At 68.7% G+C, this 20078-nt stretch carries 16 protein-coding genes; 10 read left to right on the top strand and 6 right to left on the bottom strand.

Annotated features, from left to right (window positions below; genetic code table 11):
* Positions 1 to 37: 37 nt before the first annotated feature.
* Positions 38 to 778 carry a Bax inhibitor-1/YccA family protein gene (locus FG154_RS06595; RefSeq protein ID WP_011907725.1) on the bottom strand — a complete coding sequence of 247 codons (741 nt, stop codon included), beginning with the start codon at positions 776 to 778 and terminating at the stop codon, positions 38 to 40.
* A gap of 132 nt (positions 779 to 910) precedes the next feature.
* Entirely contained in the window at positions 911 to 1141 is a 231-nt protein-coding gene (locus tag FG154_RS06590) for a YjiS-like domain-containing protein (RefSeq protein ID WP_145105651.1), read from the bottom strand.
* Positions 1142 to 1262: 121 nt separating this feature from the next.
* Between FG154_RS06590 and FG154_RS06585 the strand changes: the two genes are divergently transcribed.
* Entirely contained in the window at positions 1263 to 2192 is a 930-nt protein-coding gene (locus FG154_RS06585) for a LysR family transcriptional regulator (protein WP_145105649.1), read from the top strand.
* A 4-nt stretch (positions 2193 to 2196) separates the two neighbouring features.
* On the opposite strand, the gene FG154_RS06580 is transcribed toward FG154_RS06585, so the two are convergent.
* A complete protein-coding gene (locus tag FG154_RS06580; RefSeq protein ID WP_145105646.1) occupies positions 2197 to 3156 on the bottom strand; it encodes an NADPH:quinone oxidoreductase family protein in 960 nt (319 codons plus the stop codon).
* Positions 3157 to 3519: 363 nt separating this feature from the next.
* Here FG154_RS06580 and FG154_RS06575 point away from each other — a divergent pair, with 363 nt between their 5' ends.
* Entirely contained in the window at positions 3520 to 3882 is a 363-nt protein-coding gene (locus FG154_RS06575; protein WP_002722818.1) for a helix-turn-helix domain-containing protein, read from the top strand.
* A gap of 88 nt (positions 3883 to 3970) precedes the next feature.
* Positions 3971 to 4771, top strand: coding sequence for an inositol monophosphatase family protein (locus tag FG154_RS06570; RefSeq protein ID WP_145105642.1), 801 nt, complete (start codon positions 3971 to 3973; stop codon positions 4769 to 4771).
* Between the two features lie 64 nt (positions 4772 to 4835).
* Here the strand turns inward: FG154_RS06570 and FG154_RS06565 are convergent, their stop codons facing one another.
* Positions 4836 to 8300: a pyruvate carboxylase gene (locus FG154_RS06565; RefSeq protein WP_145105639.1), complete on the bottom strand. Its 3465-nt coding sequence runs from the start codon at positions 8298 to 8300 to the stop codon at positions 4836 to 4838.
* Positions 8301 to 8482: 182 nt separating this feature from the next.
* Between FG154_RS06565 and FG154_RS06560 the strand changes: the two genes are divergently transcribed.
* The gene (locus tag FG154_RS06560; protein ID WP_145105636.1) at positions 8483 to 10834 is read left to right on the top strand and encodes an ATP-dependent helicase; all 2352 of its coding nucleotides are present in this window, start codon (positions 8483 to 8485) and stop codon (positions 10832 to 10834) included.
* A 3-nt stretch (positions 10835 to 10837) separates the two neighbouring features.
* On the opposite strand, the gene FG154_RS06555 is transcribed toward FG154_RS06560, so the two are convergent.
* Both FG154_RS06555 and FG154_RS06550 read right to left on the bottom strand, forming a co-directional pair.
* Entirely contained in the window at positions 10838 to 11983 is a 1146-nt protein-coding gene (locus tag FG154_RS06555) for a benzoate/H(+) symporter BenE family transporter (RefSeq protein ID WP_145105633.1), read from the bottom strand.
* Positions 11984 to 12548: 565 nt separating this feature from the next.
* Positions 12549 to 12764: a DUF1127 domain-containing protein gene (locus tag FG154_RS06550; RefSeq protein WP_145105631.1), complete on the bottom strand. Its 216-nt coding sequence runs from the start codon at positions 12762 to 12764 to the stop codon at positions 12549 to 12551.
* Between the two features lie 271 nt (positions 12765 to 13035).
* Between FG154_RS06550 and FG154_RS06545 the strand changes: the two genes are divergently transcribed.
* The 6 genes from FG154_RS06545 (at position 13036) to FG154_RS06520 (ending at position 20068) form a co-directional block, all read left to right on the top strand.
* Positions 13036 to 14103 (top strand): Mrp/NBP35 family ATP-binding protein, encoded by a 1068-nt coding sequence (locus tag FG154_RS06545; RefSeq protein WP_145105629.1) that lies wholly within the window; start codon positions 13036 to 13038, stop codon positions 14101 to 14103.
* Between the two features lie 804 nt (positions 14104 to 14907).
* The gene (gene mraZ / locus FG154_RS06540) at positions 14908 to 15414 is read left to right on the top strand and encodes a division/cell wall cluster transcriptional repressor MraZ (protein ID WP_145105626.1); all 507 of its coding nucleotides are present in this window, start codon (positions 14908 to 14910) and stop codon (positions 15412 to 15414) included.
* Between the two features lie 3 nt (positions 15415 to 15417).
* Positions 15418 to 16413: a 16S rRNA (cytosine(1402)-N(4))-methyltransferase RsmH gene (gene rsmH / locus FG154_RS06535; RefSeq protein ID WP_145105623.1), complete on the top strand. Its 996-nt coding sequence runs from the start codon at positions 15418 to 15420 to the stop codon at positions 16411 to 16413.
* Positions 16414 to 16773 (top strand): cell division protein FtsL, encoded by a 360-nt coding sequence (gene ftsL / locus FG154_RS06530; protein WP_145105621.1) that lies wholly within the window; start codon positions 16414 to 16416, stop codon positions 16771 to 16773.
* Positions 16770 to 18563, top strand: a complete 1794-nt coding sequence (locus tag FG154_RS06525; protein ID WP_145105619.1) for a peptidoglycan D,D-transpeptidase FtsI family protein — start codon at positions 16770 to 16772, stop codon at positions 18561 to 18563. The genes ftsL and FG154_RS06525 overlap by 4 nt, the downstream gene beginning before the upstream one ends.
* Before the next feature lie 17 nt (positions 18564 to 18580).
* A complete protein-coding gene (locus tag FG154_RS06520) occupies positions 18581 to 20068 on the top strand; it encodes a UDP-N-acetylmuramoyl-L-alanyl-D-glutamate--2,6-diaminopimelate ligase (protein ID WP_145105616.1) in 1488 nt (495 codons plus the stop codon).
* Positions 20069 to 20078 lie beyond the last annotated feature (10 nt).

Here is a 20078-nt window from a genome sequence, read left to right as displayed (position 1 = left end):
CCCGGCGGGTTGGCGGTCTGTCGGAACGGTGCTTCGATTACTCGCGGTTGCCCATGAACTGAAGCAGGAACATGAACAGGTTGATGAAGTCGAGGTAGAGCTGCAGCGCGCCCATGATGGCGGCCTTGCCCAGCCACTCGGCATCGCCGCTGTGGGCGTGCTGAAGGTAGGTGTTCTTGATGTTCTGCGTGTCGTAGGCGGTGAGGCCGGCGAAGATCAGCACGCCGATCACCGAGATCGCGAAGGCCAGCGCCGACGAGGCGAGGAAGATGTTCACGATCATCGCCACGATCAGGCCCACCACGCCCATGATCAGGAACGTGCCGAAGCCCGAGAGGTCCTTCTTCGTCGTGTAGCCGAAGAGCGAGAGGCTCGCGAACGCGATCGCCGTGATCAGGAAGGTCTGCGCGATCGACACGCCGGTGAAGGCCACGAAGATCCAGCTGAGCGACAGGCCCATCACGGCCGCATAGGCATAGAAGAAGAGCTGCGCCGCGGCCTGGCTCAGACGGTTCAGCACCGCGCCGAAGGCGAAGACCATGACCAGCGGGGCGAACATGACGATCCAGCCGAGGATGTTCGGGCTCATCGTCACCGGGTCGCGCAGCAGCGAGAAGAGCTGCTCGCTGGTCCCGACGGCCCAGGCCACGCCGCCGGTCAGCAGCATCCCGACCGACATCAGCCCGTAGACCTTGTTCATGTGGGCGCGCAGGCCCTCGTCGATCCTGGCCGCCCGGGCGCCTGCGCCGACCGAACGCACCGTCTGATACTCAGCCATCTCGTGCTCTCCTTGTTGATCCGTCAGGGTGCCCGGTCGCCCGGACACTGTTTGACGCCAATATTGGAAAGCTGGCCCCCCAGTTCAAGGACTTCCGGTCCGCACCGGGGGGAGGGGACGTGGCGTGACGTCTCAGTTGCGCCAGTTCGACGGCACGTCCCAGAGCGGGCGGGTCGCCTCGGCGCGGGCTTCGTCGGCGGTAAGGCCGACATCGCTCAGAAGATGCGGGTCGAGATGGGCCAGCGCGCGGCGCTGGCGACGGGCGGCGAGCGCGCTGTTGAAACGGGCGACGAGGCGCTGAAGGCTCCCGCCCGCCTGCACGCCGCGGGTCGCGATGCGGGCTGTGTGAAGCGAGGCAAACATGGGTCCGTCCTTTCGGTGGTCGGGTAATGGCCAGAGGGACCTTCCCTCCGCTTGATCCTTATGCCCGAATCGTTCACATTTGGAAAATGAATGCTTTTGACTTCAACCATCAGGAGTCGTGATGCCTCGAAATCTCGACCTGACCGCGCTGCGGTCCTTCGTGGCGGTTGCCGATGCGGGCGGGGTCACGCGCGCGGCAGGCTTTCTGAACCTGACCCAGTCGGCAGTGTCGATGCAGATCAAGCGGCTGGAGGAGGCGCTCGATCTGGCGCTTCTGGATCGCTCGGCCCGCCGGGTGACGCTGACGGCGGCGGGCGAGCAGCTTCTGGGCTACGCGCGGCGGATGCTGGCGTTGAATGACGAGGTCTTCGGCCGGCTCACGCATGATGATTACGAGGGCGAGGTGGTGCTGGGCGTGCCCCATGACATCGTCTATCCCGCCATCCCGCAGGTTCTGCAGCGGTTCGCGGCCGAGTTCCCGCGGATGCGGGTGACGCTGCTCTCGTCTTACACCCGCAAGCTCAAGGCGCAGTTCGCGCGGGGTGAGTGCGACGTCATCATGACCACCGAGGATGCGGTGGAGCCCGGCGGCGAGACGCTGGTCGAACTGCCGCTGGTCTGGGTCGGTGCGCCGGGCGGGCAGGCCTGGAAGCAGCGCCCGCTGCGCCTCGCCTTCGAGCCGAACTGCATTTTCCGCATGGGGGTTCAGTCGGCGCTCGATGCGGCGGGCATTCCCTGGACAATGGCGGTGGAGTCCGACAGCTCGCGCACCATCGAGGCCAGTGTCTCGGCCGATCTGGCGGTGCATGTCTCGCTGGCCGGGGCCGAGCCGCGCTACATGGAGCGTATCCCCCATTGCGGTGCCTTGCCCGATCTCGAGACGAGCAAGGTCAATCTGTATGTCGCCGATCCCGTGCACAGCCCGGCGGTCGAGGTGCTGGCCGACCTGATCCGCCGCGCCTATGCCGCGCAGGCGGGCGGCGCGCCGGTGGCGCGGCACGTTGCGGGCGAGGTGGCCGAGGACGCGCCGCGGCTGGCGCTTCGCGCCTGAGCCGTCAGGGCAGGATCACCACCTTGCCCGTGGCCTGCCGGCTCCGCAGCAGCTCCAGCCCCTCGGCGGCGCGTTCGAGCGGCAGTTCGTGGCTGACATGCGGGCGCAGGCTGCCATCGGCGATCCAGCCCAGCAGCGTCTCGAGGCTGCGCATCAGCACCTGCGGGGCGAAGGTCATGTAGCCGCCCCAGTACAGGCCGATCACGCTCAGGTTCTTGACCAGCAGCAGGTTCGCCGGCACCTGCGGGACATCGCCCCCGGCAAAGCCGATGGCGAGCAGCCGGCCTTCGGGTCGCGAGGCGCGCAGCGCCGCATCGAACCCCGCACCGCCCACCGTGTCATAGGTCACGTCCACGCCGCCGAGCGCCTTCAGCGCCGCCCTGAGGTCGGGCGTGTCGCTGTCGATCGTCTCGTGCGCGCCGGCCTGCCGCGCGATCTCGAGCCGGTCGGCCCCGCGCGCGCTGGCGATGACATGCGCCCCCATGCGCCGGCCGATCTCGACGGCTGCGAGGCCCACGCCCCCCGCCGCCCCGGTCACCAGAAGCCGTTCTCCCGGCTGCAGGCGCGCGCGATGCTCCAGCGCGAGATGGCCGGTGCCATAGGCGATCTGGAAGGCCGCGGCCTCGCGGAAGCTGACGCCGTCCGGCAGCGGCAGGCAGCGGTCGGCGGGCCAGCAACCGAACTCGGCCAGCCCTCCGCAGGAGCCGAAGGCCGCGACGCGCGTGCCGGGGGCGGGGCCCGTCACGCCCGGCCCCAGCGCATCGACCGTGCCGGCCACTTCCATGCCCAGAGTAAGGGGAAGGGGCGGGCGCTCCTGGTAGCGGCCCTGGATCATCAGCAGATCGGCGAAATTGAGCGCACAGGCGGCGATGCGGAGCCGGATCTCGCCCGGTCCGGGCTCGGGCAGGGGAAGGTCGATCAGCGCCGGATCCTGTCCGGTTTCTGTCAGTCTGAAGGCGCGCATGGGGCTGTTCATGGCCTTTCGGAGGCGGAATATCGGGCGGATCTCACCATCAGGATGTCGTTTTTGCCAGAGCCTTCGGCCCCATTTGCGATCTGCAAAATTTCAGCGGTGAAAAGATTGCAAACTGCATTGCATTTCGCAAAATCACTCTGAGGCGAGTGCGGCCTTTTCTGTGCGCCCGACGGGCGATCCACAGGGCTCTGCGCGCAGGACGCTTCGGTCTGTATGAATGGACATATCCAAAAAGACAGGTTTGTTTCAAGACAACTTTTTCTGGAAAGAAAAGCAGCATTCCGCCCACTTTGGCACACAATTTGCTTGTTAAGGAGGCAGGGACAGCTGGAAGATTTACGGAGACATTTCATGAAACATCCCGTCGACGCCCATGTGGGAAAGCGCATCCGCCACCGCCGGTGGATGGTGGGCATGACGCAGCAACAGCTTGCCGATTGCGTGGGCATCAAGTTCCAGCAGATCCAGAAATATGAAACCGGCATGAACCGGGTCAGCGCCTCGCGTCTGTGGGACATCGCCGAAGCCCTGGGCGTCTCGATCAGCTTCTTCTTCGAGGGGCTCGAGGGTGCGGGCGATCAGGCGCGTCAGGCCGAGGGCGACCGCATCACCGACAAGGAGGCGCTCGAACTGGTCCGCTCCTACTACGCGATCCCCGAGGCGCAGCGTCGCCGCCTGTTCGACCTCGCCCGCGTGCTGTCCGAAGCGGCCTAGCTCGATGGATGAGCGGGTGTCCGGGCCGGGACACCGCGCTTGACCCTGAACGCCCCGCAGGATACCCGCGGGGCGCAGGAGGGCCGGGATGCAGATGCTCACTGACAACGAGACCGCCGAACTCATCGACACGGCGGCCGAAATGGCCGCGGCAGCCCGGGAAGCCACCTTGCTGCATTTCCGCAGCACCGGCCTCACGGCGGATACCAAGGAAACGGACCGGTTCGATCCGGTCACAGTCGCCGACAGGCTGTGCGAGGAACGCATGAGGGCGATCCTTGCACGGCGGCGCCCCGGGGACGCCATCCTCGGCGAGGAAATGGGCGTCAGCTCGGGCGAAAGCGGCCTGACGTGGGTCCTGGATCCGATTGACGGCACACGATCCTACCTGTGCGGCACCCCCACCTGGGGAGTGCTTATTTCCGTCGCCGACGAGACCGGCCCGATCTACGGCCTGATCGACCAGCCCTACATCGGCGAGCGGTTCGAGGGCGGTTTCGGCCGCGCTCTGGTGCGCGGCCCTCTGGGTGAGCGCGCGCTTGCGACGCGGGCACCGCGGCCATTGTCCGAGGCGATCCTGATGTCCACCTTCCCCGAGGTCGGCACCGCCGAGGAAGAGGCCGCCTTCCGCCGTCTCAGCACTCAGGTGCGGCTGACCCGCTACGGCGCCGACTGCTACGCCTATGCGCTGCTTGCGGCGGGGCAGATCGATCTTGTCGTCGAGGCGGGCCTCCAGCCTTATGACGTGCAGGCGCCGATGGCCGTGATCGAGGCCGCAGGCGGGATCATGACCGACTGGGACGGTCGCCGAAATCCTGAAGGCGGGCGCGTCATCGCGGCCTCGTCGCCCGAAATCCATGCGGCGGCCATGCAGGCCCTGCGCGGCTGAACCGGCGCCACCGGCCGCCGCATCCTGGGCCAAGAGGGGCCGGCTGTCGCCGGCCCCGGATGGCTCACTCTTCCAGTTCCACCAGCAGATCCTTGGCCTCGATCTGCGCGCCCGTGCCGACATGAAGCGCCTTCACCGTGGCGGGCCGGTCGGCATGGAGACCCGTCTCCATCTTCATCGCCTCGATCGTGAGCAGCAGATCGCCCGGCTTCACCTTCTGGCCCACCGTCACAGCGACCGAGGCGACCGAGCCCGGCATCGGCGCCCCGACATGGGCGGGATTGCCCTCCTGCGCCTTGGGCCGCGCCGCCGTCTTGGCCTTCACCGCCCGGTTCGGCACGCGGATCACCCGCGGCTGGCCGTTCAGCTCGAAGAACACCTTGGCGTCGCCCTCGTCCGAGGTCTCGCCCACCGCCGACAGCCGGATCTCGAGCGTCTTGCCCGGATCGATCTCGGCGGTGATCTCCTCGCCCGGCTCCATGCCGTAGAAGAAGGTCCGCGTCGGCAGCGTCCGCACCGGCCCGTAGATCTTGTGGCGGGCGCGGTAGTCGGTGAAGACCTTGGGATACATCAGGTAGCCGTTCAGATCCTCGGAATCGACCGCCGAGTCGAGCGGATCCTCGGCGCCCTGCTTGATCTCGGACAGCAGCTTCTCGCGCGCCGCCTCGATATCGACCGGCGGAAGATGGGCCCCCGGACGCTCGGGCGAGGGGCGCTCGCCCTTCAGCACCTTCTTCAGGATCGGCTCGGGCCAGCCGCCGTGGGGCTGGCCGAGGTTGCCCCTGAGCATGTCCACGACCGAGTCCGGGAAGCTGACCTCCACCGCCGGGTCCTCGACCTGCGCGCGGCTCAGGCCCTGGGCCACCATCATCAGCGCCATGTCTCCCACCACCTTCGACGAGGGCGTGACCTTCACGATGTCGCCGAACATCCGGTTGGCGTCGGCATAGGCCTGCGCGACCTCGGGCCAGCGTTCCTCCAGCCCCATCGAGCGCGCCTGCGCCTTGAGGTTGGTGAACTGCCCGCCGGGCATCTCGTGCAGATAGACCTCGGAGGCGGGCGAGGGCAGGCCGGACTCGAAGGCGCAGTAATGCTGGCGCACATGGCCCCAGTAGTCCGAGATCTCGCGGATCGCCTCGATGTCGAGGCCGGTGTCGCGGTCGGTATGGCGCAGCGCCTCGACGATGGAGCCGAGACAGGGCTGCGAGGTGCCGCCCGAAAAGGCGTCCATCGCCGCATCGACCGCATCCACGCCCGCGTCGCAGGCGGCCAGCACCGTCGCGCCGCCGATGCCGCTGGTGTCGTGGGTGTGGAAGTGGATCGGCAGGCCGACCTCTTCCTTCAGCGCCCGGATGAGGACGCGGGCCGAGGCGGGCTTCAGCAGCCCCGCCATGTCCTTCAGCCCCAGCACATGCGCGCCCGCGGCTCGCAGTTCCTTGCCCATGCTGACATAGTAGTTGAGGTCATACTTGGCCCGGTCCGGGTCGAGCAGATCGCCGGTGTAGCAGATCGTGCCCTCGCAGACCTTGCCCGCCTCGACCACCGCATCCATCGCCACGCGCATGTTCTCGACCCAGTTCAGGCTGTCGAAGACGCGGAACACGTCCACGCCGGTCTCGGCCGCCTGACGCACGAACTCCTGCACCACATTGTCGGGATAGTTGGTATAGCCCACGCCGTTCGAGGCGCGCAGCAGCATCTGCGTCATCACGTTCGGCAGCCGCTCGCGGATGTCGCGCAGACGCTGCCAGGGGCATTCCTGCAGGAAGCGGTAGGCCACGTCGAAGGTCGCGCCGCCCCAGCACTCGACCGAGAAGAGGCCGGACAGGTTCGCGGCATAGGCCGGCGTCACCTTGATCATGTCGATCGAGCGCATCCGGGTGGCCAGCAGGCTCTGGTGGCCGTCGCGCATGGTCGTGTCGGTCAGGAGCACGCGGGTCTGCGCGGCCATCCAGTCGGCCACGGCCTGGGGGCCCTTCTCCTCGAGCAGGTTGCGGGTGCCGGGCTGCGGCTTGCCCTTCGGCGCCGGGGGGCGGGGGTCCTTCAGCTCGGCCGAGGGCCGGGTCCGCCCCGCCGTCTCGGGATGCCCGTTCACGGTGATGTCGGCGATGTAGGTCAGGATCTTCGTCGCCCGGTCGCGCCGCGGCTTGAAGTTGAACAGCTCCGGTGTCGTGTCGATGAACTTGGTGGTGTAGCTGTAGTCGAGGAAGCTGGGATGCTTCAGCAGGTTCTCGACGAAGGCGATGTTGGTGGCGACGCCCCGGATGCGGAATTCGCGCAGAGCGCGGTCCATCCGGGCGATCGCCTTGTCCGGCGTCGGCGCCCAGGCCGTCACCTTCACCAGAAGCGAGTCGTAATAGCGGGTGATGACGCCGCCCGCATAGGCCGTGCCTCCGTCAAGCCGGATCCCCATGCCCGTGGCCGAGCGGTAGGCGGTCAGGCGGCCATAGTCCGGGATGAAATTGTTTTGCGGATCCTCGGTGGTGACGCGGCACTGCAGCGCATGGCCGGACAGGGTGACGGCCTCCTGGCCTGGGCAGCCCGTGGCTTCGGCCAGGGTCGCGCCTTCGGCGATGCGGATCTGCGACTGGACGATGTCGATCCCCGTGACTTCCTCGGTGACGGTATGTTCGACCTGAACGCGCGGGTTGACCTCGATGAAATAGAATTTCTCGGTGTCCATATCCATCAGGAACTCGACCGTTCCCGCGCATTCGTAATTCACATGGGCGCAGATCCGGCGGCCAAGCTCGCAGATCTCGGCGCGCTGATCGTCAGTAAGGTAAGGGGCCGGGGCGCGCTCGACCACCTTCTGGTTGCGGCGCTGCACGGTGCAGTCGCGCTCATACAGGTGGTAGATCGAGCCATACTTGTCGCCAAGGATCTGCACCTCGACGTGGCGCGCGCGCAGGATCATCTTTTCCAGATAGCCCTCGCCGTTGCCGAAGGCGGCCTCGGCCTCGCGCCGGCCCTCGCGCACCTTGTCGGCCAGCTCGGCCTCGGAGTTGATCGGGCGCATCCCCCGCCCGCCGCCCCCCCACGAGGCCTTCAGCATCAGCGGATAGCCGATCTCGGCCGCCTGACGCCGGATCTCGTCCATGTCGTTGCCGAGCACCTCGGTCGCCGGGATCACCGGCACGCCCGCGGCCATCGCCACGCGCCGGGCGCTGGCCTTGTCGCCAAGCGCGCGCATGGTTTCGGCCTTGGGGCCGATGAAGACGATCCCCGCCTCGGTGCAGGCTTCGACGAAATCGGGATTCTCCGACAAGAGCCCGTAGCCCGGGTGGATCGCGTCGGCGCCCGACATCTTCGCCACGCGGATGATCTCGGGAATGCTCAGGTAGGCGCCGACCGGCGACAGCCCCTCGCCGATCCGATAGGCTTCGTCGGCCTTGAAGCGATGGAGCGAGAGCTTGTCTTCTTCGGCATAGACGGCGACGGTCTTCTTGCCCATCTCGTTCGCCGCCCGCATCACCCGGATGGCGATCTCGCCGCGGTTGGCGATGAGGATCTTCTTGAACTCGGCCATGCGTTCACCTCCGGGCATCAGGCTGGTGCGCGAACTCTAGTGGTGCTGCGGTGCGGCGCAATAGCACATGGGGGCGTCTGGAAAGAAATTTTGACCGATCCGGCGGCGGAACGGCGGTGGCGTCGCGAACGATTGCAGAACACTTCTTTTACTCGGGGCGGAGGCAGGTTAGATTGCCGTTCATGAGCCAGTTCGATGAAAGCGAAGCCTTCGAGGCGGCCGTGCCGCTCAGCCGTCAGGCGATGGCGGCGCGCCCGCGTCCCTATCTCGAGGATCTGAACCCCGCGCAGCGCGAGGCTGTCCTGGCGCTGGACGGGCCGGTCCTGATGCTGGCCGGGGCGGGCACGGGCAAGACCAAGGCGCTGACGGCGCGGATCGTGCATCTTCTCGATTCGGGAAGGGCCCGGCCGAACGAGATTCTCGCCGTGACCTTCACCAACAAGGCCGCGCGCGAGATGAAGGATCGCGTGGCGCGCATGCTGGGGCAGGTCGAGGGGATGCCCTGGATGGGCACCTTCCATTCGATCAGCGTCAAGATCCTGCGCCGGCACGCGGAACTGGTGGGGCTGAAGTCGAACTTCACGATTCTTGACACCGACGACCAGCTGCGGCTGCTCAAGCAGCTGATCGTGGCCGCCAACATCGACGAGAAACGCTGGCCCGCGCGGATGCTGGCGGGCCTTATCGACCACTGGAAGAACCGGGCCTGGACGCCCGCCAAGGTGCCCGCGTCGGAGGCGTTGGCCTACAACAACCGCGGGACCGAGCTGTACGACCAGTATCAGACCCGCCTGCGCGAGTTGAACGCCACCGACTTCGGCGACCTTCTGCTGCATGTGCTGACGATCTTTCAGAACCACCCGGACGTGCTGGCGCAGTATCAGCGCTGGCTGCGCTACATCCTGGTGGACGAGTATCAGGACACCAACGTCGCGCAATACATGTGGCTGCGGCTGTTGGCGCAGAGCCATCGCAACATCTGCTGCGTGGGCGATGACGACCAGTCCATCTATGGCTGGCGCGGCGCCGAGGTGGGCAACATCCTGCGGTTCGAGAAGGATTTCCCCGGCGCCCAGGTGATCCGGCTGGAACAGAACTACCGCTCGACCCCGCATATCCTGGCCGCCGCCTCGGGCGTGATCGCCACGAACGCGGGCCGCCTCGGCAAGACCCTCTGGACCGAGCGCGAGGAGGGCGAGAAGGTCCGGCTCATCGGCCACTGGGACGGCGAGGAGGAGGCGCGCTGGATCGGCGACGAGGTCGAAAGCTTTCAGCGGGGCAGGGGCGAACTCGGGCCCTTCCGGCTCGACGACATGGCGATCCTCGTGCGGGCCTCGCACCAGATGCGCGCCTTCGAGGATCGGTTCCTGACCATCGGCCTGCCCTACCGCGTGGTCGGCGGGCCGCGCTTCTACGAGCGGCTCGAGATCCGGGATGCGATGGCCTACTTCCGCCTTGCGGTCTCGCCCGACGACGATCTGGCCTTCGAGCGCGTGGTGAACCAGCCCAAGCGCGGCCTTGGCGACAAGGCCCAGCAGGAGATCCAGCGCGAGGCGCGGGCGCATGGCACCTCGCTGCTTGACGGCGCGCGCAGCATTCTGGCGCGCGGCGGCATCGGCGGAAAGGGGGCGGGGCAGCTCCGCGCCTTCGTGGCGGGGGTTGACCGCTGGCACGGGATCACGCTCGACCGCGACCATGACCACATCCGTCTGGCCGAGCAGATCCTCGACGAATCGGGCTACACGGCGATGTGGCAGGCCGACAAGACGCCCGAGGCGCCGGGACGGCTGGAGAACCTCAAGGAACTGGTCAAGGCACTCGAGCAGTTCGAGAACCTTCAGGGCTTTCTCGAGCATGTCGCCCTCATCATGGAGAACGAGACCGAGGAGGCGGCCGACAAGGTCACGATCATGACGCTTCACGCCGCCAAGGGGCTCGAGTTTCCGGTCGTGTTCCTGCCGGGGTGGGAGGACGGGCTGTTCCCCTCGCAGCGCTCGATGGACGAGAGCGGCCTGCGCGGTCTCGAGGAGGAACGCCGGCTGGCCTATGTCGGCATCACCCGCGCCGAGCAGCTCTGCACCATTTCCTTTGCCGCCAACCGCCGTGTCTATGGCCAGTGGCAAAGCCAGCTGCCCTCGCGCTTCATCGACGAGCTGCCCGCGGCCCATGTCGAGGTGCTGACGCCGCCCGGCCTCTATGGCGGGGGCTACGGCGCGGCGGGCATGGCCTCGTCGCTGGAAAGCCGTGCGGTGCGGGCGGATGTCTATGCCTCTCCGGGCTGGAAGCGGATGCAGGACCGCGCGACCAGCCGGCCCATGGCCCAGCCGCGCGAATCCCGCCATGTGACCATCGACCTCGAGGCGGTCTCGGCCTTCTCCGAGGGCGATCGCGTCTTCCACCAGAAGTTCGGTTACGGGATCGTGCAAGGGATCGAGGGCGACAAGCTCGACGTCGATTTCGAGAAGGCCGGGCCGAAGAAGATCGTGGCGCGCTTTGTCGTGGCCGCGCATCAGGCGGATGACATCCCGTTCTGAGGCTCAGGCCCGGCGCGCCGCCCGCTCCATCGCGTGAACGGCCAGCCCGGCCGCAAGGCCCCAGAAGGCGCCGCCGATCCCGAGGATCGCCACGCCCGATCCCGTGACCGCCAGCGTGACCACGGCCGCGAATCGTTGATCGGGCACGGCGAAGGCAGCCGTCAGCGCCCCGGTCAGCGGACCCAGCAGCGCGAGCCCGACCAGCGCCGCGACCAGTGCGGGCGGCAGGGCCGCGATGCAGGCGAGGATGGCCGGACCAAAGAGACCAAGCGCCACCCAGACGCCGGCATAGACAAGGCCCACGATCCAGCGACGGCCGCGATCCGGGTGCACCTCATCGCCCAGGCAGATCGCCGCGGTGATCGCGGCCATCGAGATCGTATGGCCGCCGAAGGGCGCGATCAGGGCCGACAGCCCGCCCGTCACCGTCAACGCGCTGCGCACCGGCGGCTCGTAGCCCGCGGCGCGCAGCACCGCAAAGCCCGGCAGGTTCTGCGAGGCCATCGTCACGAAATAGAGCGGCAGGCCCAGCCCGATCAGGGCCGCCGCATCGAACTCGGGCACGATGAGGGCCAGCGTCGGCAAGGCAAGCGGGATCGCGGGCAGCGCGGCCTCTCCGGCAAAGGCCAGCGCGGTGCCGCCCGCAAGCGCGGCCAGCACCGCAAAGGCCGGATTCCAGAGCCGCACCAGCGCGAAGACTGCCACCGCCGGCAGCACCAGCAGCGGAAGCGCCTCGGCCGCACCGGCGAGCTTGAGGCAGAAGGGCAGCAGCACGCCCGCCAGCATCCCGGCCGCAATGCCGTCGGGGATCAGCGCCACCGCGCGGCCAAGCGGACGGAGCGCCCCGGTCAAGGCGATCAGCCCGCCCGCCAGAACGAAGGCGCCCGCGGCCTCGGCCATCGTCACGCCTTCGCTCGCGGCCACCAGCGCCGCGCCGGGCGTGGACCAGGCCAGCACTACCGGAACGCGGCTCTGCCAGCTCAGGAACGCGCTGCCCACCGCCTTGCCCAGGCAGAGCGCCAGCACCCAGCTTGCCGTCTGCGCCTCGCTTGCGCCCGCCGCCGCCGCGGCGGCCAGCACCAGCGCGATGGTCGAGCCATAGCCGACAAGCGCGGCCACCACGGCCGCCGAAAGAAGTGAAAGCCGCATGATGTGCCCCCGCGAACGGCCGCGACTATGCCCGGCGTGTCGCCGGCTGCAAGCCGGAAGCTGCATGGGGGCAAAAGACAAACGGCGGCGCCTTTGGGGAAAGGCACCGCCGCTCGGACAGGGCCGGCGAGGGAACGTCCGGCCCGAAAAGGGTGCGGCGGCTCCAGGGAGGAGGAGGGGAGCCGCCGCCTGGTCATCGGCGCCGCGGGAGGAGGTGCAGCGCCGAAGCCCGGTGGGACGGGGCCAGGGCCCGATCCCGAAGAGGGTGCGGCGGCTCCAGGGAGGAGGAGGGGAGCCGCCGCCTGGTCATCGGCACCGCGGGAGGAGGTGCAGTGCCGAAGCCCGGTGGGCAGGGGGCGCAAGGCCCGATGCCCGTATCTGGTGCAGCGACCCCAGGGAGGAGGAGGGGGTCGCTGCGGTTGCGATCGGCCCAGGGAGGAGGAGGGGCCTTTCGAACGTCGGTGAAGCTTGCGCTTCGGAAGAAAGGACGGCGACACCAGGGAGGAGGAGAGGCGTCGCCGCTGCTGCTACAGGCCCCGGGAGGAGGTGGGACCTCGCAGGAAACTCAGTTGCCGTAGGCGGCTTCCATCGCGACGCGGGTGATCATCGAGCGATGGATGCCGAGGTCGGCCAGTTCACGGGTCGTCAGACCGTTCAGTTCGCGCACCGTCTGCCGGTAGATCCGGCGCCGTGCAAGCGCAAGTCTCACCGAAGCCACCAGGGCCGAGACACGGTCGCCCAGACCGTGGTGCCCGATACGGGTGGTGTTAGCGTAAGCCATTTCATCTGCCTCAGGTTCGTCGATAGTGCGCGGACCGGTTCCGATCGTGACGATGCCGTCGCGCTGTTAGGGCAAACATGAGCCATTTGCTGCATCTGCACAATGCGTCGCGTCGGCAATGCTGCCATGCGGCGTCTGCATGGCTTCACGACCGCGTTTCCGGCGCCCCTGCAGGCGGTTTGCCTGTTTGGCAAGCGAAATCGGGAGCCGGGCTTGTCCTTTGCGGCAGGTCCTGCAAGGTAGGGCCCGCCTGCATCTGAAGGAGAAGGCCATGCCGGTTGCTCGCGACTCCATTCTCGCGGTCCTCGACCGCATCCCGCTGCCGGACGGGGGCACGCTCGTTTCGAGAGATTTGATTCGCGCGCTCTCGGTCGAGGAGGGGCGGGTGCGCTTCGTGATCGAGGCCCCCAGCGCCGAGGCCGCCCGCGCGCTCGAACCCGCGCGACTCGAGGCCGAACGGGCGCTTCGCGCCTTGCCGGGCGTGGCGGCCGTGCAGGCGGTGATGACGGCGCACGGCCCGGCAGCGCCCGCGCCCTCGCTCAAGATCGGCCAGCACCCCTCGCCGCAGGCGGCGGGGCCGCAGCGGATCGTGGGCATCGACCGGATCATCGCGATAGGTTCCGGCAAGGGCGGCGTGGGCAAGTCCACCGTCTCGTCGAACCTTGCGGTGGCGCTTGCGCGGCAGGGGCGTCGGGTGGGGCTTCTTGACGCCGACATCTACGGGCCCTCGCAGGCGCGCATGATGGGAGTGAATCGCCGCCCCGCCTCGCCCGACGGCAAGACGATCCTGCCGCCCCAGGCGCACGGCGTCACGATGATGTCGCTCGGCCTCATGCTGAAGGAGGACGAGGCGGTGATCTGGCGCGGGCCCATGCTGATGGGCGCGCTCCAGCAGCTTCTGGGGCAGGTGGCCTGGGGTGAGCTGGACGTGCTGATCGTGGACCTGCCGCCCGGCACCGGCGACGTGCAGCTCACGCTCTGCCAGCGCACGCAGGTCACGGGCGCCATCGTCGTCTCGACCCCGCAGGATGTGGCGCTGCTGGATGCGCGCAAGGCCCTCGACATGTTCCGCAAGCTGAAGACGCCGGTCCTCGGGCTGATCGAGAACATGTCCACCTATGTCTGCCCGAACTGCGGCCACGAGGCGCACATCTTCGGTCATGGCGGAGTGGCCGACGAGGCGCGGCGACTTGAGGTGCCCTTCCTGGGCGAGTTGCCCCTCGATCTCTCGGTCCGGCTGGCCGGGGACGAGGGCCGCCCCGTCGCGGCGGGAGAGGGGCCGATCGCCGAGGCCTATGCGGCGCTCGCCCGGCGTCTCGTCGAAGGCGGCATGGCCTGAGAGGCCGGGGCGCCGCCACATCCGGCGCCCCCTCCGTTCCGGGAAATCGTGGGAGCGGCCCGGGCGCCCGGCGCGACGATGGGAAAGCATGGGACGCGAGGCGGCAGCGTCCTTTCCCCGGACTGCATCTTCAAGGCCACAGCCGGACCGGAAAGCGACCGGATGCGGCACCGCACGTCTGGCACTCGCTCGCAAACCCGTGAACACAGGTGTCAGGCGCCGATGCCGACGAATCAAGGTTCGTCACAAAGGCGCGATTCGGGCCGCTCCGGCTCGGAAGGGCGCGCCAAATTTTCCTGCCCTGTGACAAAATGGCTTCATCCTGCCGATCCTTCGGGAAAGCGTGGGACGGGCCGTTGTTAACTTCTCGCACCATATTTCGGAGGATCTGCGTACGCCTTCCCGATATGTTGGGTTGCGCAGCACGCAACGCTGCCCCGTTAACCACTGCATGACAGGCCAGATACCGCCTGCCGCGCACCCTCCACCTCAACAGGCCATTGCGTCCCATGAAATCCCATGGCATCCCTAGTTCACGAGATGAGAACGGGACAGTGAACAGGGGCGACAGACCCCGAACAGGCGAAAAGCAGGCTTCATACAGGCACCCGCTTTCATCCAATGACAGATCCGGCGCGCATGCGAGCAGACATCCCCCCAGGTGTGTGTGCGCAGTTGGACACCCAGCGATGGGACAGGCACGGCGGATCGGGCAGTGGCAGCCGCTCGATCCGCCGCTTTCGTTTCCGGCCCCGGCGATGCGCCGGTCGGTGCGGGACAGGGCAGTGAAGGAGCCGAAAGGCCGTGGCGGAGGCGTTCAGAGGCGAATACAACCAGAAGGTTGACGCCAAGGCGCGGGTGTCTATCCCGGCCTCCTTCCGTCGTGTGATCGAGGCCGGGGATCCCAAATACTCCGGCGGCCGGGCCAGCTTCGTCCTCGTCTATGGCGGCGACCGCTCCTACGTCGAATGCTACACCATGACCGAGATGGACCGGATCGAGGAACGGATCCGCGCGCTCCCCATGGGCACGCCCCGGCGCCGCTATCTGGAACGCAACATGATCACCCTCGCGCTCAACATGGAGCTGGACGAGGACGGCCGGATCGTGCTGCCGCCCAAGGGCCGCGAAAAGCTCGGCATCACCCCCGACGAGCTCAAGGGCGGCACCGAGGCGACCTTTGCCGGCACGCTCAACAAGTTCCAGATCTGGAAGGCCGACACCTACGCCGCCGAGCTGGCCGCCGAAGAGGAGGTGATCCTGCCTCCGGGCGCCGACATGCTCTCGCTGCTCGAAGAGACGGGGCTCTGAGCCATGGCCGCGGCCGAGACCGGGCGCCGGCCCCACATCCCGGTGCTGCTGCGCCCGCTGCTGGCGGCGGTGGCGCCCGTATCGGGCGTCTGGCTCGACGGCACCTTCGGCGCAGGCGGCTATGCGCGCGGTCTCCTCGAGGCCGGGGCGGACCGGGTGATCGGCGTGGACCGCGATCCCTTGGCGCTCGAGATGGCGCAGGACTGGGCCGGCGCCTATGGCGACCGGCTGCGGCTGGTCGCCGGCACCTTCTCGCAACTTGACCGCTATGCGGGCGAGCCGCTCGACGGGGTGGTGCTGGATCTCGGCGTCTCGTCCATGCAGCTGGATCAGGCCGACCGCGGCTTCTCGTTCCAGAAGGACGGGCCTCTGGACATGCGCATGAGCCAGCAGGGCGAAAGCGCGGCCGATCTGGTCAACGAGGCCTCCGAGGAGACGCTGGCCGACATCCTCTACCACTATGGTGAGGAGCGCGCCTCGCGCCGCATCGCCCGCGCCATCGTCGAGGCGCGCGCGGCCGGCCCCATCACCCGCACCCTGCACCTGGCGGAGATCGTGGCCCGCTGCCTGCCGCGGCCCAAGCCCGGCCAGATGCACCCGGCCACCCGCAGCTTCCAGGCGATCCGAATCGCCGTGAACGCCGAGTTTTCCGAACTGGTCGAGGGGCTCGAGGCCGCCGAACGCGCGCTGAAGCCCGGCGGGCGGCTGGCCGTCGTGACCTTCCACAGCCTCGAGGACCGGATCGTGAAGCGGTTCCTCCAGCTGCGGTCGGGCGGCGAGGGGCAGGGCAACCGCTACGCCCCCGAGACCCGCACGGAAGCCGCGCGCTTCACTCTGCCGTTGCGCCGTGCGATCAGCCCCGACGAGGCGGAACTCGCCGAGAATCCCCGCGCCCGGTCGGCGAGGCTGCGCGTGGGCGTGCGCACCGATGCCCCCGCCGGCCCGGTCGATTCGCAGGCGCTCGGAATGCCGCTCATCCCGAAGAAAGGACGTCGCTGAATGCGCCCCGTGCTTTATGTCCTCACCTTCCTCGCCGTGATGAGCCTGGCCTTCTGGGCCTACCGCGAGAACTACGCCACGCAGCAGGCGCTCAAGGATGTGTCGGCGCTCAACCGCGAGATCGCGGGTCTGCGCGAGGCACTGTCGGTGCAGCGCGCGGAATGGGCCTATCTGAACCGGCCGGATCGGCTGCGCGAACTGGCGGCGCTGAACTTCGACCGGCTCGGCCTCTTGCCGCTCGAGGCGGCGCAGTTCGGGACGCCCGCCCAGGTGTCCTATCCGCCCGACCCACTTCAGGTGCTCGAGCCGCAGGACCTGCGGCCGGGCGACATTTCGGGCGAAGTGGGAGAGCCGCTGTGATCCGCACGCCGCTACGTCCGCTCGCCCGCATCCTTGAAGCCCGCGCCAAGGGCGAGAACCCCGATTCGATCGAGCGCGAGAACCGCCGCCTCCGCCACGAGGCGATGCGCGACAAGGCCCGCAACCGCGCCGAGGGCCGGCTGCTGCTGCTCGGCCTCAGCTTCTTCCTCGCCTTTTCGGTGATCGGCGCCCGCATGGGCCTTCTGGCCTCGACCCAGCCGATGGAGCCGCGCGCCGCGGCCACGGGGGCCGAGATCCTGAACCAGCGCGCCGACATCACCGACCGCGCGGGCCGCATCCTCGCCACGAACCTGCTGACCCATTCGCTCTATGCCCATCCGCACGACATGGTCGATCCGGTGCGCGTTGCCCGTGAACTGGCCGGCATCTTCCCCGAGTTGAAGGAAGAGGATCTGGTCAAGCGGTTCACCGACGGCCGGCGCTTCCTGTGGATCCGCAAGAAGCTCTCGCCCGAGCAGATGCAGCAGGTGCATGACATCGGCGATCCGGGCCTCCTGTTCGGCCCGCGCGAGATGCGGCTTTATCCCAACGGCCGGCTGGCCGCCCATGTGCTGGGCGGCGCGAGCTTTGGCGCCGAAGGCGTCCATTCGGCCGAAGTGATCGGCACCGCGGGCATCGAGAAGGCGCTCGACGCGCGCCTTCGGGATCCGGCCATGGCGGGCGAGCCGCTGGCCCTCTCGATCGACCTGACCGTTCAGGCGGCCATCACCGAGGTTCTCGGCGCCGGCAAGACGATGATGAACGCCAAGGGCGCCGCGGCCATCCTGATGGAGGCCCGGAGCGGCGAGATCCTGGCCATGGTCTCGCTGCCCGACTTCGATCCGAACGACCGCCCCACGCCACTGGTCGAGAAGACCGCCGATCCCGGCGACAGCCCGCTCTTCAACCGGGCGGTGCAGGGCGTGTACGAGCTGGGCTCGACCTTCAAGATCTTCACCGTGGCTCAGGCGATGGAACTGGGGCTGGTGAACGCCCAGACGCTGGTCGATGCCAACGCGCCGATGCGCTGGGGCCGCTTCCTGATCAAGGAGTTTCGCAACCACAATTACGGCCCGCTCCTCACCGCGACCGATGTCATCGTCAAGAGTTCCAACGTCGGAACCGCGCGGCTCGCGCTGCAGATCGGCGGGCTGCGCCAGCAGGCCTTCCTCAAGTCGCTGGGCTTCTTCGATCCGACCCCGGTCGAGCTGATCGAGGCGCCCTACGCCCGCCCGCTGGTGCCCGCCAAATGGCCCGAGATCACCACGATCACCACCTCCTACGGCCACGGCCTCGCGGCAAGCCCGATGCATCTCGCCGCCGCCTATGGCACGATCGCGAACGGCGGGATCACGGTCCGGCCCACCCTCGTCCACCAGGAGAACCGCCCGCAGGGCGAGCGCGCGATGCGCCCCGAGGTCGCGCGCGACTCGCTGTCGATGCTGCGCCAGGTGGTGACGCGCGGCACCGCGTCCTACGGCGACGTGGTGGGCTACGAGGTGGCGGGCAAGACCGGCACCGCCGACAAGCCGAACCCGCGCGGCGGCTATCACAGCGACAAGGTCGTGAACACCTTCGCCTCGATCTTCCCCGCCTCCGATCCGCAATATGTGCTGATCGTGACGCTCGATGAGCCGGTCGAGACCTCCGGGCCCCAGCCGCGCCGGACGGCCGGCTACACCGCGGTTCCCGTCGCGGCCGAGATCATCCGCCGCACGGCGCCCCTCCTCGGCCTGCGACCCAAGGTTGAAGCCCCTGCCGTGAATCGGGTAACAGCGGTCCGCAACTGACAGGGAGACCGCGGCAGATGGCGGATCGCGACGCAACACTCTCGGCGCTCGGGCTCACGCCCGTGGGCGGCCGCGGGGCCGAGATCACCGTCCGGGGGCTGGCGGTTGACAGCCGGCAACTTCGCCCCGGCTTCCTCTTCGCGGCGCTGCCCGGATCCGTCAGCCACGGCGCGACCTTCGTGCCGGCGGCCCTTGCCGCGGGCGCACGCGCGATCCTCACCGACGCCGCGGGCGCCGCCCTCGCGCGCGAGGCGCTCCAGGCTTCGACGGCCGCGCTGATCGTGGCCGAGGATCCCCGTCAGGCCCTCGCCGGCGCGGCCGCGCTCTGGTTCGGCCGCCAGCCCGCCACCATGGTCGCGGTGACGGGAACCAACGGCAAGACCTCGGTCGCGACCTTCACCCGCCAGATCTGGACGGCGCTCGGCCATGCGGCGATCAACATCGGCACGACCGGCGTCGAGGGCGCCTTTGCCGCCCCCTCCGCCCACACCACCCCCGAGCCGATCACGCTCCACCGCCTGCTCTCGGAGGCGGCCGCGTCCGGCGTCACCCATGCCGCGATGGAGGCTTCCTCCCACGGGCTCGAGCAGCGCCGCCTCGACGGGGTGCATCTGGCCGCCGCGGGCTTCACCAACTTCACCCAGGATCATCTCGACTATCACGAAACCTTCGAGGCCTATTTCGCCGCCAAGGCGGGCCTCTTCACCCGCGTCCTGCCCGACGAAGGCACCACGGTCGTCAACCTCGACGATCCCCGGGGCCCCGAGATCGCCGCCCTCGCGCGCGACCGCGGCCAGAGGGTGATCGGCACCGGCTTTCATCCCGAGGCCGACCTCCGCCTCCTGTCGCAGCGGTTCGACGCCACCGGCCAGGACCTGCGCTTCTCCTGGCAGGGCACGCCGCACCTGACCCGCCTGCCGCTGATCGGCGGCTTCCAGGCCTGGAACGTCGCGGTGGCCGCGGGTCTCGCCATCGGCGCTGGCGACGCGCCCGAGCGGGTCTTCGCCACCTTCCCGCAGCTTCAGGGCGTGCGCGGCCGGATGCAGCTGGCCGCCACCAGGCGCAACGGTGCCTCGGTCTTCGTCGATTACGCCCACACGCCGGACGCGCTCGCAACCGCCCTCAAGGCGCTGCGCCCGCATGTGATGGGCCGTATCATCGTGGTCTTCGGCGCCGGCGGCGACCGCGACCGCGGCAAGCGCCCGCTGATGGGCCGCGCCGCCGCCGACCATGCCGACGTGCTCTATGTCACCGACGACAACCCCCGCACCGAGGATCCCGCCACGATCCGCCGCGCCATCCTCGAGGCCTGCCCCGAGGCGCACGAGGTCGGCGACCGGGCCGAGGCCATCCTGCGCGGCGTGGATGCGCTGACGCCGGGCGACGCGCTGCTGATCGCCGGCAAGGGCCACGAGGCCGGCCAGATCGTCGGCACCGACATCTTCCCCTTCGACGACGCCGAACAGGCCAGCATCGCCACCGCGGCCCTGGACGGGCTGATATGAGCCTGTCCCC

The sequence above is a fragment of the Cereibacter sediminicola genome (genome assembly GCF_007668225.1).
GTDB lineage: Bacteria > Pseudomonadota > Alphaproteobacteria > Rhodobacterales > Rhodobacteraceae > Cereibacter_A > Cereibacter_A azotoformans.
This window is presented reverse-complemented; position numbering and strand designations above follow the sequence as displayed.

Bases quoted from the DNA above. Each gene is read 5' to 3' on its own strand.
- FG154_RS06555 (WP_145105633.1), bottom strand. From the start codon at position 11,983: ATGCGGCTTTCACTTCTTTCGGCGGCCGTGGTGGCCGCGCTTGTCGGC.
- rsmH (WP_145105623.1), top strand. From the start codon at position 15,418: ATGGCCGCGGCCGAGACCGGGCGCCGGCCCCACATCCCGGTGCTGCTG.
- FG154_RS06550 (WP_145105631.1), bottom strand. From the start codon at position 12,764: ATGGCTTACGCTAACACCACCCGTATCGGGCACCACGGTCTGGGCGAC.
- ftsL (WP_145105621.1), top strand. From the start codon at position 16,414: ATGCGCCCCGTGCTTTATGTCCTCACCTTCCTCGCCGTGATGAGCCTG.
- FG154_RS06595 (WP_011907725.1), bottom strand. From the start codon at position 778: ATGGCTGAGTATCAGACGGTGCGTTCGGTCGGCGCAGGCGCCCGGGCG.
- FG154_RS06575 (WP_002722818.1), top strand. From the start codon at position 3,520: ATGAAACATCCCGTCGACGCCCATGTGGGAAAGCGCATCCGCCACCGC.
- FG154_RS06545 (WP_145105629.1), top strand. From the start codon at position 13,036: ATGCCGGTTGCTCGCGACTCCATTCTCGCGGTCCTCGACCGCATCCCG.
- FG154_RS06520 (WP_145105616.1), top strand. From the start codon at position 18,581: ATGGCGGATCGCGACGCAACACTCTCGGCGCTCGGGCTCACGCCCGTG.
- FG154_RS06585 (WP_145105649.1), top strand. From the start codon at position 1,263: ATGCCTCGAAATCTCGACCTGACCGCGCTGCGGTCCTTCGTGGCGGTT.
- FG154_RS06560 (WP_145105636.1), top strand. From the start codon at position 8,483: ATGAGCCAGTTCGATGAAAGCGAAGCCTTCGAGGCGGCCGTGCCGCTC.
- FG154_RS06570 (WP_145105642.1), top strand. From the start codon at position 3,971: ATGCAGATGCTCACTGACAACGAGACCGCCGAACTCATCGACACGGCG.
- FG154_RS06590 (WP_145105651.1), bottom strand. From the start codon at position 1,141: ATGTTTGCCTCGCTTCACACAGCCCGCATCGCGACCCGCGGCGTGCAG.
- FG154_RS06580 (WP_145105646.1), bottom strand. From the start codon at position 3,156: ATGCGCGCCTTCAGACTGACAGAAACCGGACAGGATCCGGCGCTGATC.
- FG154_RS06565 (WP_145105639.1), bottom strand. From the start codon at position 8,300: ATGGCCGAGTTCAAGAAGATCCTCATCGCCAACCGCGGCGAGATCGCC.